Annotated in this window: 17 protein-coding genes; 8 read left to right on the top strand and 9 right to left on the bottom strand. The window is 56.1% G+C overall.

Annotated features, from left to right (window positions below; translation table 11 throughout):
* Positions 1-13 precede the first annotated feature (13 nt).
* Entirely contained in the window at positions 14-424 is a 411-nt protein-coding gene (locus YBN1229_RS04550; RefSeq protein ID WP_046477046.1) for a (R)-mandelonitrile lyase, read from the top strand.
* A 4-nt stretch (positions 425-428) separates the two neighbouring features.
* On the opposite strand, the gene YBN1229_RS04555 is transcribed toward YBN1229_RS04550, so the two are convergent.
* Genes YBN1229_RS04555 through YBN1229_RS04570 form a run of 4 tightly spaced genes read right to left on the bottom strand, consistent with a single transcriptional unit; the run spans position 429 to position 2,807 of the window.
* Positions 429-1,073 carry a histidine phosphatase family protein gene (locus tag YBN1229_RS04555; protein ID WP_082101016.1) on the bottom strand — a complete coding sequence of 215 codons (645 nt, stop codon included), beginning with the start codon at positions 1,071-1,073 and terminating at the stop codon, positions 429-431.
* 44 nt (positions 1,074-1,117) lie between these two features.
* Positions 1,118-1,603: a hypothetical protein gene (locus YBN1229_RS04560; RefSeq protein WP_052743703.1), complete on the bottom strand. Its 486-nt coding sequence runs from the start codon at positions 1,601-1,603 to the stop codon at positions 1,118-1,120.
* An 18-nt stretch (positions 1,604-1,621) separates the two neighbouring features.
* A complete protein-coding gene (locus YBN1229_RS04565) occupies positions 1,622-2,002 on the bottom strand; it encodes a DUF6152 family protein (protein WP_046477049.1) in 381 nt (126 codons plus the stop codon).
* 49 nt (positions 2,003-2,051) lie between these two features.
* Positions 2,052-2,807, bottom strand: coding sequence for a dienelactone hydrolase family protein (locus YBN1229_RS04570; protein WP_046477052.1), 756 nt, complete (start codon positions 2,805-2,807; stop codon positions 2,052-2,054).
* A 186-nt stretch (positions 2,808-2,993) separates the two neighbouring features.
* On the opposite strand from YBN1229_RS04570, the gene YBN1229_RS04575 reads away from it, so the two are divergent.
* The 3 genes from YBN1229_RS04575 to YBN1229_RS04585 all read left to right on the top strand — a co-directional run bounded on the left by YBN1229_RS04575 (position 2,994) and on the right by YBN1229_RS04585 (position 4,903).
* On the top strand, positions 2,994-3,149 hold the full coding sequence (locus tag YBN1229_RS04575) for a DUF3309 family protein (RefSeq protein WP_197540907.1): 156 nt from the start codon (positions 2,994-2,996) through the stop codon (positions 3,147-3,149).
* A 43-nt stretch (positions 3,150-3,192) separates the two neighbouring features.
* On the top strand, positions 3,193-4,107 hold the full coding sequence (locus YBN1229_RS04580) for a hypothetical protein (RefSeq protein ID WP_046477056.1): 915 nt from the start codon (positions 3,193-3,195) through the stop codon (positions 4,105-4,107).
* 232 nt (positions 4,108-4,339) lie between these two features.
* Positions 4,340-4,903 carry a type 1 glutamine amidotransferase domain-containing protein gene (locus YBN1229_RS04585; RefSeq protein ID WP_170832413.1) on the top strand — a complete coding sequence of 188 codons (564 nt, stop codon included), beginning with the start codon at positions 4,340-4,342 and terminating at the stop codon, positions 4,901-4,903.
* A 16-nt stretch (positions 4,904-4,919) separates the two neighbouring features.
* Here YBN1229_RS04585 and YBN1229_RS04590 read toward each other — a convergent pair whose 3' ends face one another.
* Positions 4,920-5,906, bottom strand: coding sequence for a glutathione S-transferase family protein (locus tag YBN1229_RS04590; protein WP_046477058.1), 987 nt, complete (start codon positions 5,904-5,906; stop codon positions 4,920-4,922).
* Positions 5,907-6,159: 253 nt separating this feature from the next.
* Between YBN1229_RS04590 and YBN1229_RS04595 the strand changes: the two genes are divergently transcribed.
* Both YBN1229_RS04595 and YBN1229_RS04600 read left to right on the top strand, forming a co-directional pair.
* The gene (locus YBN1229_RS04595) at positions 6,160-7,443 is read left to right on the top strand and encodes a GTPase family protein (RefSeq protein WP_052743704.1); all 1,284 of its coding nucleotides are present in this window, start codon (positions 6,160-6,162) and stop codon (positions 7,441-7,443) included.
* Positions 7,440-9,014 carry a GTPase family protein gene (locus YBN1229_RS04600; protein ID WP_052743705.1) on the top strand — a complete coding sequence of 525 codons (1,575 nt, stop codon included), beginning with the start codon at positions 7,440-7,442 and terminating at the stop codon, positions 9,012-9,014. Before YBN1229_RS04595 ends, YBN1229_RS04600 begins: the two co-directional genes overlap by 4 nt.
* Before the next feature lie 60 nt (positions 9,015-9,074).
* Here the strand turns inward: YBN1229_RS04600 and YBN1229_RS04605 are convergent, their stop codons facing one another.
* From YBN1229_RS04605 to YBN1229_RS04615, 3 genes are read right to left on the bottom strand one after another with little or no spacing between them, the layout of a single operon-like run.
* Positions 9,075-9,482 (bottom strand): hypothetical protein, encoded by a 408-nt coding sequence (locus YBN1229_RS04605; protein ID WP_046477063.1) that lies wholly within the window; start codon positions 9,480-9,482, stop codon positions 9,075-9,077.
* A gap of 21 nt (positions 9,483-9,503) precedes the next feature.
* Positions 9,504-9,734, bottom strand: coding sequence for a glycine zipper domain-containing protein (locus YBN1229_RS04610; protein WP_052743706.1), 231 nt, complete (start codon positions 9,732-9,734; stop codon positions 9,504-9,506).
* 57 nt (positions 9,735-9,791) lie between these two features.
* The gene (locus tag YBN1229_RS04615) at positions 9,792-10,082 is read right to left on the bottom strand and encodes a DUF883 family protein (protein ID WP_046477065.1); all 291 of its coding nucleotides are present in this window, start codon (positions 10,080-10,082) and stop codon (positions 9,792-9,794) included.
* Positions 10,083-10,305: 223 nt separating this feature from the next.
* Between YBN1229_RS04615 and YBN1229_RS04620 the strand changes: the two genes are divergently transcribed.
* A complete protein-coding gene (locus YBN1229_RS04620; protein ID WP_046477067.1) occupies positions 10,306-10,809 on the top strand; it encodes a DUF883 C-terminal domain-containing protein in 504 nt (167 codons plus the stop codon).
* A gap of 66 nt (positions 10,810-10,875) precedes the next feature.
* Positions 10,876-12,033 (top strand): AI-2E family transporter, encoded by a 1,158-nt coding sequence (locus YBN1229_RS04625; RefSeq protein ID WP_052743707.1) that lies wholly within the window; start codon positions 10,876-10,878, stop codon positions 12,031-12,033.
* A gap of 45 nt (positions 12,034-12,078) precedes the next feature.
* Here the strand turns inward: YBN1229_RS04625 and YBN1229_RS04630 are convergent, their stop codons facing one another.
* Positions 12,079-12,546 carry a DoxX family protein gene (locus YBN1229_RS04630; protein WP_046477068.1) on the bottom strand — a complete coding sequence of 156 codons (468 nt, stop codon included), beginning with the start codon at positions 12,544-12,546 and terminating at the stop codon, positions 12,079-12,081.
* Positions 12,547-12,598: the final 52 nt, after the last annotated feature.

Below are 12,598 nucleotides of genomic sequence, written 5' to 3' on the forward strand. Positions count from 1 at the left end.
GGGAATAACCACAATGGAAATCCGCAGATCTCCTAGCGCTCCGACGAGACGCGCACCCGAAAGCTACTTCACCGGAACGGTCTGGCAGGATCCTATTGTCGATGCTCCGCATCCAGCCCGCATCAAAGGCTTTCTTGTCACCTTCGAAGCCGGAGCGCGCACTGCTTGGCACACGCACCCGCTCGGTCAAACGCTCTACGTGGTCTCAGGCGTCGGTCGCATACAGCTGGAAGGGGAACCGGTCCGCGAGATCCATGCCGGCGACAGTGTGTGGATCGCCCCAAACGAAAAGCACTGGCATGGCGCCTCTCCGACAAAGCCCATGGCACACCTGGCATTCCAGGAAGCGTTGGATGGCTCTCAAGCCGTGTGGCTCGAACAGGTTTCCGATGATGACTACACGGCTGAACCCCAATCAGCGTGATCTCTCACTCATCAATCGCACGCGCAATAGCCGAACCGACAACCCTAAGCTGATCGGGAGCTTCGCGATGCATCACGATAATCTCGCCCGAGCGCGTCGACGTGTCGGCAAGCCCCGAAATCACAACCTGATGCGTCACCAGCACCGCAGGACGGCTAAGATCCATCGCAGCAATATCAGCACGCAACTGTGCAATCTGCTCCTTCTCCCGATCCCATTCTCGGAAAAACGAATTCAAAGACTCCATCGGAACAACGCGACCCAGCTCGAGCAGCCGTGCGGTTTCAAGACAACGACACCAGCGGCTCGAAAAGACTTTAACGTCCTTGAGTCCAAGTGATCGAAGCATCTCACCCGTACGTTGTGCCTGTCGCCGTCCTGTTTCCGAAAGATTGCGTTGGGTCGAGCAATCATCAATTTGAAAGTTTCCAGGATCGCCGATACCAGGAGCCGTCGCATGCCGCATAATCAGAAAATGTCCCGGCGTGTTGACGAGCTTGCGAAGCGCATTCTCCCCCAGGCGTTCCGCCGCCGAAAGTCCGGTCTCAAGAGAACCCAATGAGCAGAATAAGACGGCAGTAAGCGTTGCTATGGTGATGGCTCGGGAACGTAGCAACGCATGAACGACTGCAAGCGCCCCGATGCCCATAAGCTGCCTCCCTTACACCTGCAAATATACGTCGTCGTGTCCGCTTACTCAGCGTAAGCAATCATACGTCCGAACACGATTGCACAGGTCCACAAACCGATCGACATCAATCCCGCGACCCTAAACCGTAAAGGTGGCGCGACGTCGGTATCAGCTTGTGACGCACGCCACTCCGCAGCAATATGCAGCAACATAACGTTCGTCAGTGCAGCCAAAATCACAAGAGCCTTGATTTGGAAGAATGCCATTGCCGCGTACTTCTCGGCACGCACCGCGAACAACAATCCACCCATTGCAATTGCGATCAACAGACCCGAAAGCGCGACAGGCAACAGCACACGCGACAGCGTTCCTATAGGAACGGATCTCCATAACCCCAGCAATCTCAGATCGAGCGGAACGATCGCCCCGAAAAGCAGGGCGATGCCCAAAATATGTCCGGCATTGACGAGGGGATAAGCCCAGCGTGACCGGCGCAGCTCCATGACAAACGACAAGTTCTGCAGGTCGCCGAGAACGTCGGTCAGCATATGTCTGGCTCGCGCGGTCTAGTCTCGGTCGGGATAAAGGTCGAAGGTTTTGCCGTCGATCACGATCCGCTCCGCCTTCAGCAGCTTCTGATCTGGTTTCGCTGAACGATGCCCTTTTGCAGTTAGCGTTACGCCGGGCGACATCATTGCGTCCGTCAGGCCAGCGCGTTCGTTACGCCAAGGTTGCCCAACCTCAACCTGCCAAACATCACCTTTGACATCGAGCGTGACGATACCATGGGGATTGCCCAACTCTGCCTTCGTCACCACACCGGTGACTTCCGAGTTGCCATGTTCAGCCCAGCTCCAGCCATGGTGAGCCAACAGCGGTGTAGTCATCGCCGCCGTCGCCAAAGCCATAATGATCACCGCAAAGAATTTCCCAAAGCGTTGCCTCATGTGTCTTCTCCTGGAAACAATCGAGACGATAGGACGCCGACGGCGAACGTCAGTCGCCAAGATTTGTTTCAAGAAAGTCCTCGAACGCAGCCCAGGATTTCCGGTCGGCCCGTTCCTGATAGCGATCGCTTCCGATCACTGTAAAAGCGTGTGGCGCACCAGAATACACCTCAATATCGTAGGTCACCTTGGCCTTCTCCAACTCGCCCGACAACGCCGCCACCTCCCGCATCGAAACAGCCGTATCGCCTCCGCCATGGGCAATGAGAATGGGTGCCGTATCTGTCGGATAGCTTTGTCCTTCAGGCGTAGCGAGCCCGCCATGAAATGAAACGTATCCGCGAATGTCTTTACCCTCGCCTGAACGAGCGAGTTCGAGCACAGCAGCACCACCAAAGCAGTAACCGATCACCAAGACATTCCCGCTGCTAAGGCGATGTGCCTCCTTCAACCCACCGAGAATACGCGAGCGCATGGCGGCCCGGTCCTTATAGAGTTTTCCAACTTCGGCTTTCTTCGCTTCGAGTTCGACGGGACGGTTTCCCTTACCGAAAAGGTCGATAGCGACCGCGTCATAACCGAGGTCGGAAATCATGTCGGCACGCTTGATCTCGTAGTCAGTCAGGCCATCCCAATCATGAATGATCACGACCAGCCCCTTGGACTGAGAAGATTGCGCCTTCGCGAAGTATCCTTCGTAAGCCGACCCGTCGACCTCATAGGAAATCGTCTCCCCTGCATATGCCGATGGCGCCATCGGCAGCATCATGCCCGTCAAAAGAAGTCCCGCAGCGATCACTCTCATGGCTTTCCCCTATCTCGTTTTTCGACATATACGCGTCTTTTCAGCGCTTGCCCGAAAAGTATATCGGCAATTCATATCGTCAGAGTGAGATAAAAATTTAAGCCATCGAAAGACTTGGATTCGGAACAGATTGATCAATAGGCGCGTTGAAGAAGCTCATACTTTATGAAAACGGAGGCGCCGAATTTGTTGGAAACAATCCTTATCATTCTTCTTGTCCTACTGCTCATCGGAGCCTTACCCGCATGGCCCTACAGCCGGAGCTGGGGACCAGCCCCATCCGGAATAATCGGCACAATACTCATAATTCTGGTGGTTCTAGCCCTTCTCGGCCGTATCTAATCGCGGAAGCTTCGGTGCGCTCCAACTCCTAGCGAGGCACACCATGGTAACCACTTCGTTCGACCCCAACGCGACCACAGCCGTCGTTACCGACGTCGAAGTAACCGGCAGACGACCATATCTCGACTGGGCGGCAGTTGTCGCCGGCGCGGTAATTGCAACCGCCATGTCCCTACTACTAACAATGTTCGGCTCCTCCGTGGGGTTATTCGTAGCTTCACCATGGTCGGAAAACGGCATATCGGCCGAGTCCATCGGCATCATCGCAGCTATATGGTTCGCCTTTACGTATATCTATTCCATTGGAATGGGGGCGTACTTCACCGGACGTATGCGCGCTCGCATGAGCGGATTTAAAAGCGACGAAACGGGCTTCCGCGATGGAGCTAATGGGCTCGTCGTGTGGGCGCTTTCTCTCATCATTGGGGCATGCCTCGCCGCCATAATCGGAAGTTCCGTCGCCAATCTCGCGACCAAAACCGCATTGTCGGCCGCCCGCAGTACGGCCGAGATCGTCGCGCCCGTGGCAGACGATGCCGGTGATGCACTGTGGCGCGAATTCGCTCCCGAAAGTCCTGCCAACCAAACGCAACAACCGCCTGCGGGACAACCCGCAACCACCACTCAGACAGGACCGTCCAGAGCACAGCGCGAGGAAGTCATGCGCATCCTGCGGGAGGGCCTCATCAACGGTGAGATTAAAGAGGAAGACCGCACCTATCTAGCGCGCCTCATACAGAGCAAAACTGGCCTCACACTTGAACAGGCCGAACAACGCGTTCGCTCAACGGTGACCGGAGCAATCGACAGAGCGAAAAGTGTCGTGGAAGCCGCAAGGAAGGGTGCCGCATTTGCCGGATTCTGGGCATCCCTCGTTTTGCTTCTTAGTGGTGTCGCTGCGTGGTGGGCAGCTTCTCTAGGTGGCAGCCATCGCGACGAGCAAACCCTCGCGACTTAAGGCCCAGCGCATCTCACAACGCAAAGCGGAAAGGAGACTTTAAAAATGCTTCCCGGAGTAATCATGTGGCTGTTGGGCGTACCCCTCGTGGTGATCGTTCTTCTGTATTTGATCTTCTAAGTGAACGATCGAGACATACTGGGATTATCCCAACCTACGTGGAGCGCTACTCCAGTCGCTGGAATGGCGTCCGTGCCCAAAATAAGAAACATTAGTGATGATTGGAGGCCGTATGAACATCGCAAGGTCAAAAATCGCAATCCTCGCCACGAACGGATTTGAGCAATCCGAACTGCTCGTACCTCTGCGCCGACTGAAGGAGGTCGGCGCGCAGGTCGATATTGTTTCCCCAGAAGAGGAAAAAATCCGTGGTTGGAACGGTGACGATTGGGGCGGCAACGTCGATGTGGATGTAAACTTGTCCGACGCAGACCCAGACGATTATGACGCGCTCGTACTCCCAGGTGGCCAGATCAATCCTGATCTGCTTCGCGTCAACGAAAAGGCCGTTCAATTTGTCCGCGCCTTCGCCAAATCCGGCAGGCCAATCGCAGCAATCTGCCATGCTCCGTGGCTTTTGATCGAAGCCGATATCGCACGCGGGCTACGCGCGACGTCTTACCAGTCCATCAAGAAGGACATGATGAACGCCGGCGCCGAATGGGTAGACGAACCCGCTGTGGTGGACCGCAATATTGTGACCAGCCGCAACCCTGGCGATCTCGATTCTTTTTGCTCAAGCATCATCGAAGTCATGGAGCGTAGCGCAACGCCACAACATCACGCTGCGGAGTAACGGGCGGTCAAGGCCACTACGATAACGTCGCTCGATCGTGGGGCGCATCCAGATCAAATTCAGGCCCTACCGGAACAATCCGCGTCGGGTTGATCATTTGATGTGACGCGTAATAGTGCGTCTTGATGTGATCGAAATGTACAGTATGCGCCACCCCCATATGCTGGTAGAGATCACGCAAGTATCCTGACAGGGCGGGATAGTTGCGGATCTCGCGCCAGTTGCACTTGAAGTGACCGAAGTAAACCGCATCAAAGCGCACCAGCGTCGTGAACAAGCGCCAATCCGCCTCCGTCGGAGTGGAATTAGCGACTGCATACCGCTGGTGGCTCAAACGGTCATCCAACCAATCGAGCGTAGCGAAGAGTTCACGGAAGGCCTCTTCGTAAGCGCGTTGCGAGGTCGCGAACCCCGCCTTGTAGACGCCATTGTTGACCGTGTCATAGACCCTGGCATTAACATCGTCGATCTTTTCACGCAGCGTGTCAGGATAAAGATCAGGTCCTGATGCGCCTGCATCGTCGAAGGCGGAATTGAACATCCGTAGGATTTCAGAGGACTCGTTGTTGACGATTTGCCGTGTTTGTCGGTCCCACAACGTTGGCACCGTGACGCGTCCCGTGAATTTTGGATCAGCGAGCAGATAGACCTCATAAAGTCTTTGGGTCTGGTTGACACGATCGCCCGTCGCGCCGTCGAAGTCCGCCGCAAACGTCCAACCGTCCTTCCCCATGACCGGATGCACAACATCGACCGAAACAATATCGTCAAGCCCCTTCACTTGCCGCGCGATCAGCGTTCGGTGCGCCCACGGGCAAGCGTATGAGACATAAAGATGATACCGGCCCCCTTCGGCCTTGAAACCGCCGTCACCAGTTGAGCCGGCCGAACCATCAGCAGTAATCCAATTTCGGAACTGAGAGGCTTGGCGCTCAAAACGTCCACCCGTCTTTTCAGTATCGTACCAGCGATCCTGCCAAGCGCCGTCGACGAGAAGACCCATATCGCACCTTCCTTTGCATATGCGAGCCGCGCAACCTATGTCCCGTTGGCCACCGCTCAAGTAACGTGGCTCCCGCTAGAGGACTGACAGCTTAAGCTGTGGTTTCCTGACGAGAGGGAAAACGTCAACTGCCGCTAACCAGAAGCCACCTGAACCTTCAATGAAGTTGCCACTTTCAAACGAAACGAAAGCACGCTTCCAGGAGTTTTCAATAGAGTAGCGCGGACACGCTGCTCCCGATCATCGAGGTCGAATGCCCAAATCAGACAACGGTGTTTTCGCGCAGGCCTGGAAGCGTCTACCCTGGTCCCAACGTTCGCGGAACACCGAAACAGACCGGCAGAAAACCGCTCAGGCTCAAGAACTGAGGGAAGATGAGCGCGTGGCTGAACAGGCTCGATCCCTGGCGCCAGTCGTATGGCTTTTAGGCAAGGTCCAATCGGGCAAAAGTTCGATCATTCGCGCACTGACCCCCACGGCCGACGCGCCCGTAGGTTCCGGCTTCCGGCCATGCACTGCATCAGCGCGAATTTACGACTTCCCACCCGAAGCGCCTCTCATCCGCTTCCTCGACACGCGCGGTTTGGGTGAAGCGTCCTATGACCCCAGTGAAGATCTTGCCTTTGCAGAAGCCCACGCGCACTTACTCATTGTTGTCATCAAGGCGCTTGATCACCAGCAGCAAGCGATTATCGACGCTCTGAAGCAAGTCCGTCAGCGTCACAGCTCTTGGCCCATCATCGTTGCGCAAACCTCGCTCCATGAAGCTTACGATCCGTCGATGCAGCATCCGGACCCTTATCCTTTCGCGACGACGGATCCGTCCAAACTCGCAGCTGCAGGCGTCCCGAACGATCTGATCCGAAGTCTCGCTCATCAACGTCGTATGTTCGAAAACCTGCCAGGCGACGGGCTGATCGCATTCGTACCCATAGATTTCACCAAACCAGAAGATGGCTATAAGCCGGTCGAATATGGCTTGACCGCACTTCACGAAGCTCTCGAACGGATAGCACCTCAAGCTCTCGTTACAGCGCTCACCGAAGCACGCAGTGACGCCGACGAACCAATACGGCGACGCGCCCGTCCCTATATTCTAGGTTACGCCACAGCGGCTGCGGCTGCAGACGTGGTACCCATTGCAGGCGCGGTCGCGGTCCCGGCTGTACAAGCGAAGCTTCTACATAAGGTCGCTGAGCTCTACGGAATACCGTGGGACCGAAGAGCCTACGCTGAGTTCGCCGCTGCTCTGGGCGGCGGTCTCTTAGCACGTTACGCCGGCAGCTACGGAATACGCCAACTCGCAAAGCTAATCCCCGTGTATGGACAAACAGCAGGTGCCGCAGCAGCCGCGGCCATGAGCTTCACCACGACATACGCTCTCGGCCGTGCCGCCTGCGTCTTCGCACGACGCCGAAAAACCGGATCAAGCGAACCAGGGGCTGTACGTCTGGCTTATGCAGAAGCGCTGGCCGAAGCTCTGCGCATGGTAAAGGATCGGGAATTTCCTAACCCGAGCGGAGACTCCAGCAAATGACCGATCGGAAGACGAAAAGTCAGTGGGGTGCAACCTACGTGCGCGCCGCTATGCTGCTGATCGCATTGGTCTTGCCAATCACCTCACTCGTAATACTCGGCAGCATTTGGCTTTGGCAGAACAACGCGATCCTCATATGGGCCGCCGCCGCATGCGGGGTTACATTGGTCGTCTATGGGCTTGAGCGTTGGATACTTGGAAGCACGATTACCCAAGCCGACAAACTGGCCCAAAAGGACCCAGCGCGCCCAGAATCCGACATCCCCGCGGATACCGACCCAATGTGGACAGCCCGCGAACTCGAAGCCTGGGACGACGTGAATACTTTGGCGGAAAATGTTGCGACTGACCGTCTGACAAACCGCGACGCAATAATTGAACTGGGAACGAAAACGGTAGAAACCGTCGCGCGCCGGATGCATCCATCAGCGAAAGATCCGTTATGGCGCTTCACCGTCCCCGAAGCTTTGGCGTTAGTGGAACGGGTCAGCGGCCAGCTTCGTGGCTTCTTTAACGACTCGATACCTTACGGCGATCGTCTCACCGTCGCCCAGGCACTCAGCATTTACAGGTGGCGATCAGCCATCACCATTGCCGAGCGGGCGTACGACATCTACCGCATCATACGGGGCGTCGTGAATCCGCTTTCCGCAATCGGTGGCGAAATGCGCGAGCAAGCACAGCGGCAGATGCTCGACAACGTCCGCATCGCGGCCTCAAAGAAGATTGCGCAAGTCTACGTCAAGGAAGTCGGCCGCGCCGCGATAGATCTTTACAGCGGCCGCATGAAGGTGACCGCGAGAGAACTCGAAACAACCGTAACCAACACCACGCGTGTTGATAGAGAAAGCATGCCAGCGCTTGCAGAACCGGTGCGCATTCTGATCGCAGGCCAAACGGGTGCTGGCAAATCGAGCTTGGTCAACGCCCTCTGTGGCGACGTGAGCGCCGCGATAGATGTGCTGCCCACACCTGCCGGCTATACGTTTCACGAGCTACGCCGCGACGACGCCCCCGCGGCACTTCTCGTGGATGGCCCCGGGGTCACTGAAGAGGGTGAAGCGTTGGCGCGCTTGATCGAGCGTGCAACAGCCTCCGACCTTGTGGTGTGGGTGATCTCAGCGGCCCGGGCCGACCGCGAAACCGACCGTAAAATTCTCAGCATGATTAGAGATAAGCTCCAAGCATTGACGGATCGCGCACCCCCGCCTGTCGTGTACGTATTAACGCACATCGATAAACTGCGACCTTTCAAGGAATGGAACCCGCCATACGATCTTGCCAAGCCCTCAAGCCCTAAGGCTGTAGCGATACGCGAAACTATGGGCGCAGTGGCTGAAGATCTCGGCGTTCTCCCGGAGGAGATCATCCCGGCCGTCCTAGCTCCCGAGCAGACCTACAATGTCGACGCGATTTGGGGGCGTATGTTGGACGTAATGCCCAACGCGGAGCGGTCGCGTCTTCTGCGCTGCCTAACCCAATCGGCCTCCGATCGCCCGCGTTGGCGCACGCTCTGGTCACAGGCAGTGAATGCTGGTCGAGTTCTCACGACAAAGCTGTCACGAAATTAGCCCACCGGACAACAATCCGATGGGCTATGCAGACAACTGATACGCCGATGTACGCCGTCCTTACTTGCGCATACCCCGAACACTTCGACCAGCGCTCAGCCCCAGCATGAAGGCGCTCAATCCAACCTGCAGCGGTCCAAAATAATCAACAGCCGCATGGGCCTCTTCATCGACGGCATTCATGGTGCCGTTTTCCTCGCCGTGTGCCTGTCTTTCAAGCCAGGTTAAGATCGACGGCGCGAAAAACGCCGCGACGCCGAAAACCGCGCAGATCAAAGCTAAGAGCACTGCACTCCACACAGGCCCGAGCCACGGCGAAAGATACAGGTATGCTGCCATCATGAGGAATACGAGCGCGAGCGTACACAAGACCGCACCGGTTGCGCCCCACACGACCTTCCGCTCAATATTATCGACGGTGCGTTTAGCAACACGTGTGCCGAGGTAGCCGACGAGGTTTGTCAACATGGATATCCGTTTCCCGACTATTTATCGACGGGCAATGAGCGCTAAGACAAAGCCAACTCCGGCCGCGATACCTGCGGCTGCAAGGGGATTCCGCCGGATTGCATCTTGCAGCTGATCAAGCTGCTCTTTGGCTTGATGCTGAGCTTGTTCGATTGCTTCGCCGGCTTTGGCTTGCAGACCTTGAAAGTCCCCGTTGCCTGAAAGCCGCGAACCACTCTCTGTGCTTGCTATGGGGTCACGATAAGTCGCCATTTCACTGATACCTTATGAAAGATGAAAAACGCAGCGGAAGTCCTTTGACATTCACGCTCAGCGAACGATCAACAAACCAACAAGAAAGCCCACACCTGCTGCGATCAAAGCCGCTTGGGTTGGCTTCTCGCGGATAGAGCGCTCCAGCTGACCAAGGCGCATCTGTGCACCTTCTTGCGCGTCCTCGATAACGCCGCCGAATTCCGAACCCGCGAGTTTCTTCACCGAGCTCGCAAGGTCTGCGATATCGGCGCGAATAGCTTCGTAGTTATCTTTAATCTCTCGCCGGGCTTCCTGCGCCTCAGGCTTTGCTTCAGCATTCGAAGCGGGATTGAATTGTGCGGACATGGGAAAGATCCTTTCTGCTCTGCCAGCGCCAAGATGAAACGTGACTTGAGAACGTTCGACAGCCTGGCGAGTTCCGCACTGACAAGAGCGGTCCACACAAACAACATGGTCTCTATTGGGGAACCTCTCGCACGCTCGCACGTTGTTCGGTTCACTATTTATAAGTCGTAGGTTCGCCTCGCCCTGATCTTCCGGAACTCCAAACAACTAAAGGGATCTCGATATGTCGAATCCGCAATCAACCGGTTCCTTTTCTGCACAGTCAGGATCGACGATGAATGTCTCGGACACCGCTACTAACGACCGCGGAACGGATCTCAATCTCAAAGAGATGCGTGAAGATCTGACCCAACTTGCCGGCGTCGTAGCCCAAGTTGCTGACCGCCGCATGGCGCGCGCACGTGCAAAAACTGAAGTCGCGATGCGCGAGCATCCCTGGACAACTGTATCCCTTGCCGCAATCGCCGGGTGCTTATTGGCATTGGCAATTACGCCAAGGCGTCGTCAACAGACATCCGCCTTCTCGAGATTGCCTGACTTTCAATTGCCTGACGTCAGTCGTTACATTCCCGTCTCGGCGATTCCGCAGTATAATTTCAAGCCGATTACTTCGCGTCTTGAACAGGTCGCCGATTCAATTTCGCGCATTGATACCGAAGCCGCCACGCCGGCGATTGAAAAAATTCGGGATTGGTTCAGTTCCGCAATGTCTCGGCTCCGCACCTGATTTTATCGAGGGGTAGATCGTCGCGGAACATCAGGTGACAAGTCAATAATACCGGAAAAAATTTTCATGGCGCAAAATACGGTGGGTAGTGCGCTTCCCTCAGCGGCGGAGCGCGCTGAAGCGCCGACTGGCCCAAATTATGACACCGCCCCTCAAGCTCCCGCTGAGGTGAGACGGTTCACACAAAGCTTCGTGCAATTCTCAACCATCGCCCTGTTCGTCATGGCTCTGGGCATCTGTCTGTATCTTGGACAGTACATTTTTGCCCCTGTCGCAGCTGGCGTTCTGGTTGGCTTCACGTTCGGACCGATATCGAGCTGGTTGGAACGGCGCGGCATCCGTCCGAGTATAGCGGCCGGCGGTATTGTCCTGAGCCTAGTGACATTGGTCGGGTTTTTGATTTTCGCACTCGCTGTCCCGCTGGAAAATTGGTCGAGCCGCCTGCCCGAAATCACTCACGCCATCGAACGTCAGTGGCTAAAGGTCAAAGAGCCAATCGACAAACTGAAACAGGTCGAGAAGCAAGTCTCGGATGCGGCGAAATCAGAGCAAGCCCAACCGATGGAAGTTACGGTCAAACCGCAGGGGATTATTACCGATCTTATATCCTCAGCGGCGGACATGGTTGCGAGATTGCTGATTTTCGTCGCAACATTCTATTTCTTTCTCGCGACGCGGACGAATTTGAAACGTAGCGGATTGCGCTTCCTTCCGACACGAAGGCTTCAATTTAGCGTTGCACGTATTGTGCGCGACACCGAAGCTTATTTGTCCCGCTACGTCGCAACGATCACAGCCATTAATTTTGGCCTGGGCGTTTGCGTCGGAATCGCCATGTACGCCATCGGCCTCCCGCAGCCCTACATGTGGGGAGCGCTGGCCATGGTTCTCAATTACGCGGTCTACGTCGGACCAGCCGTTATGGCGGTCATCCTACTCGGCGTCGGACTTCTCACATTCCCCGACTCGGTAATGGCCTTGGCGCCACCCATCGCGTACATCGCCCTCAACGGACTCGAGGGACAATTTGTAACCCCAGCCATTCTCGGCGGACGGCTGACGCTCAATCCGCTCGTCGTCTTCGTCTCTATTGCATTCTGGCTTTGGCTTTGGGGACCGATCGGCGCGTTCCTCGCCGTTCCAATTTTGATCATCGGTTCAATGACGCTCTATCATCTCGTACCGAACGTGAAACGACGCTCTCGCCCAGCACCAACGAAATGATCAAGCCAGACTGCTTCCCGGCTCGATCACTTAGAGGCAACACGCTCAGTACTTCCAGCCGACGGCACGATCCACCGAGTACTCCCCGCCGCCACGAATGACGATGGCAAGCGCCACCAACCCCCAAAGCAACGGATACTCGATGCCACCGTTGGTCCAGAAAAAGCCGTTGCTCCAATGAACTGCGATGACGGCATAGCTCATCAGCGCGACAACCGCGGCGGCTGAAAGCCGGGTCAAAAACCCAATCGCCAGAAACAGACCACCGACAAATTCGGTCAGTCCGGCGGCGCCTGCAAACAAAAGGCCGGGATGCAAGCCGAAGGTTTGTTCGAAATATTGCGCCGTACCAGAAAGGCCGCCGCCACCAAACCAGCCAAACAGCTTTTGTGCGCCGTGAGGCATTAGAATTAGACCCGTCGCGACACGCACGATCGTCCAACTCAATTCCGCGCTGGCCACGGATACACGGTCATCGGCGATAGCTCGACTGGTATGGATATTTGTATTCATCTTCGTAGCTCCTGAAGAAATTTCCTGAAAGAACCTCCGAGAACCGCCGCCC

The sequence above is a fragment of the Candidatus Filomicrobium marinum genome (genome assembly GCF_000981545.1).
GTDB lineage: Bacteria > Pseudomonadota > Alphaproteobacteria > Rhizobiales > Hyphomicrobiaceae > Filomicrobium > Filomicrobium insigne.

Coding starts and splice junctions, on each gene's coding strand:
- YBN1229_RS04600 (WP_052743705.1), top strand. CDS start 7,440: ATGACCGATCGGAAGACGAAAAGTCAGTGGGGTGCAACCTACGTGCGC.
- YBN1229_RS04550 (WP_046477046.1), top strand. CDS start 14: ATGGAAATCCGCAGATCTCCTAGCGCTCCGACGAGACGCGCACCCGAA.
- YBN1229_RS04570 (WP_046477052.1), bottom strand. CDS start 2,807: ATGAGAGTGATCGCTGCGGGACTTCTTTTGACGGGCATGATGCTGCCG.
- YBN1229_RS04605 (WP_046477063.1), bottom strand. CDS start 9,482: ATGTTGACAAACCTCGTCGGCTACCTCGGCACACGTGTTGCTAAACGC.
- YBN1229_RS04565 (WP_046477049.1), bottom strand. CDS start 2,002: ATGAGGCAACGCTTTGGGAAATTCTTTGCGGTGATCATTATGGCTTTG.
- YBN1229_RS04625 (WP_052743707.1), top strand. CDS start 10,876: ATGGCGCAAAATACGGTGGGTAGTGCGCTTCCCTCAGCGGCGGAGCGC.
- YBN1229_RS04555 (WP_082101016.1), bottom strand. CDS start 1,073: ATGGGCATCGGGGCGCTTGCAGTCGTTCATGCGTTGCTACGTTCCCGA.
- YBN1229_RS04615 (WP_046477065.1), bottom strand. CDS start 10,082: ATGTCCGCACAATTCAATCCCGCTTCGAATGCTGAAGCAAAGCCTGAG.
- YBN1229_RS04590 (WP_046477058.1), bottom strand. CDS start 5,906: ATGGGTCTTCTCGTCGACGGCGCTTGGCAGGATCGCTGGTACGATACT.
- YBN1229_RS04595 (WP_052743704.1), top strand. CDS start 6,160: ATGCCCAAATCAGACAACGGTGTTTTCGCGCAGGCCTGGAAGCGTCTA.
- YBN1229_RS04580 (WP_046477056.1), top strand. CDS start 3,193: ATGGTAACCACTTCGTTCGACCCCAACGCGACCACAGCCGTCGTTACC.
- YBN1229_RS04620 (WP_046477067.1), top strand. CDS start 10,306: ATGTCGAATCCGCAATCAACCGGTTCCTTTTCTGCACAGTCAGGATCG.
- YBN1229_RS04585 (WP_170832413.1), top strand. CDS start 4,340: ATGAACATCGCAAGGTCAAAAATCGCAATCCTCGCCACGAACGGATTT.
- YBN1229_RS04630 (WP_046477068.1), bottom strand. CDS start 12,546: ATGAATACAAATATCCATACCAGTCGAGCTATCGCCGATGACCGTGTA.
- YBN1229_RS04610 (WP_052743706.1), bottom strand. CDS start 9,734: ATGGCGACTTATCGTGACCCCATAGCAAGCACAGAGAGTGGTTCGCGG.
- YBN1229_RS04560 (WP_052743703.1), bottom strand. CDS start 1,603: ATGCTGACCGACGTTCTCGGCGACCTGCAGAACTTGTCGTTTGTCATG.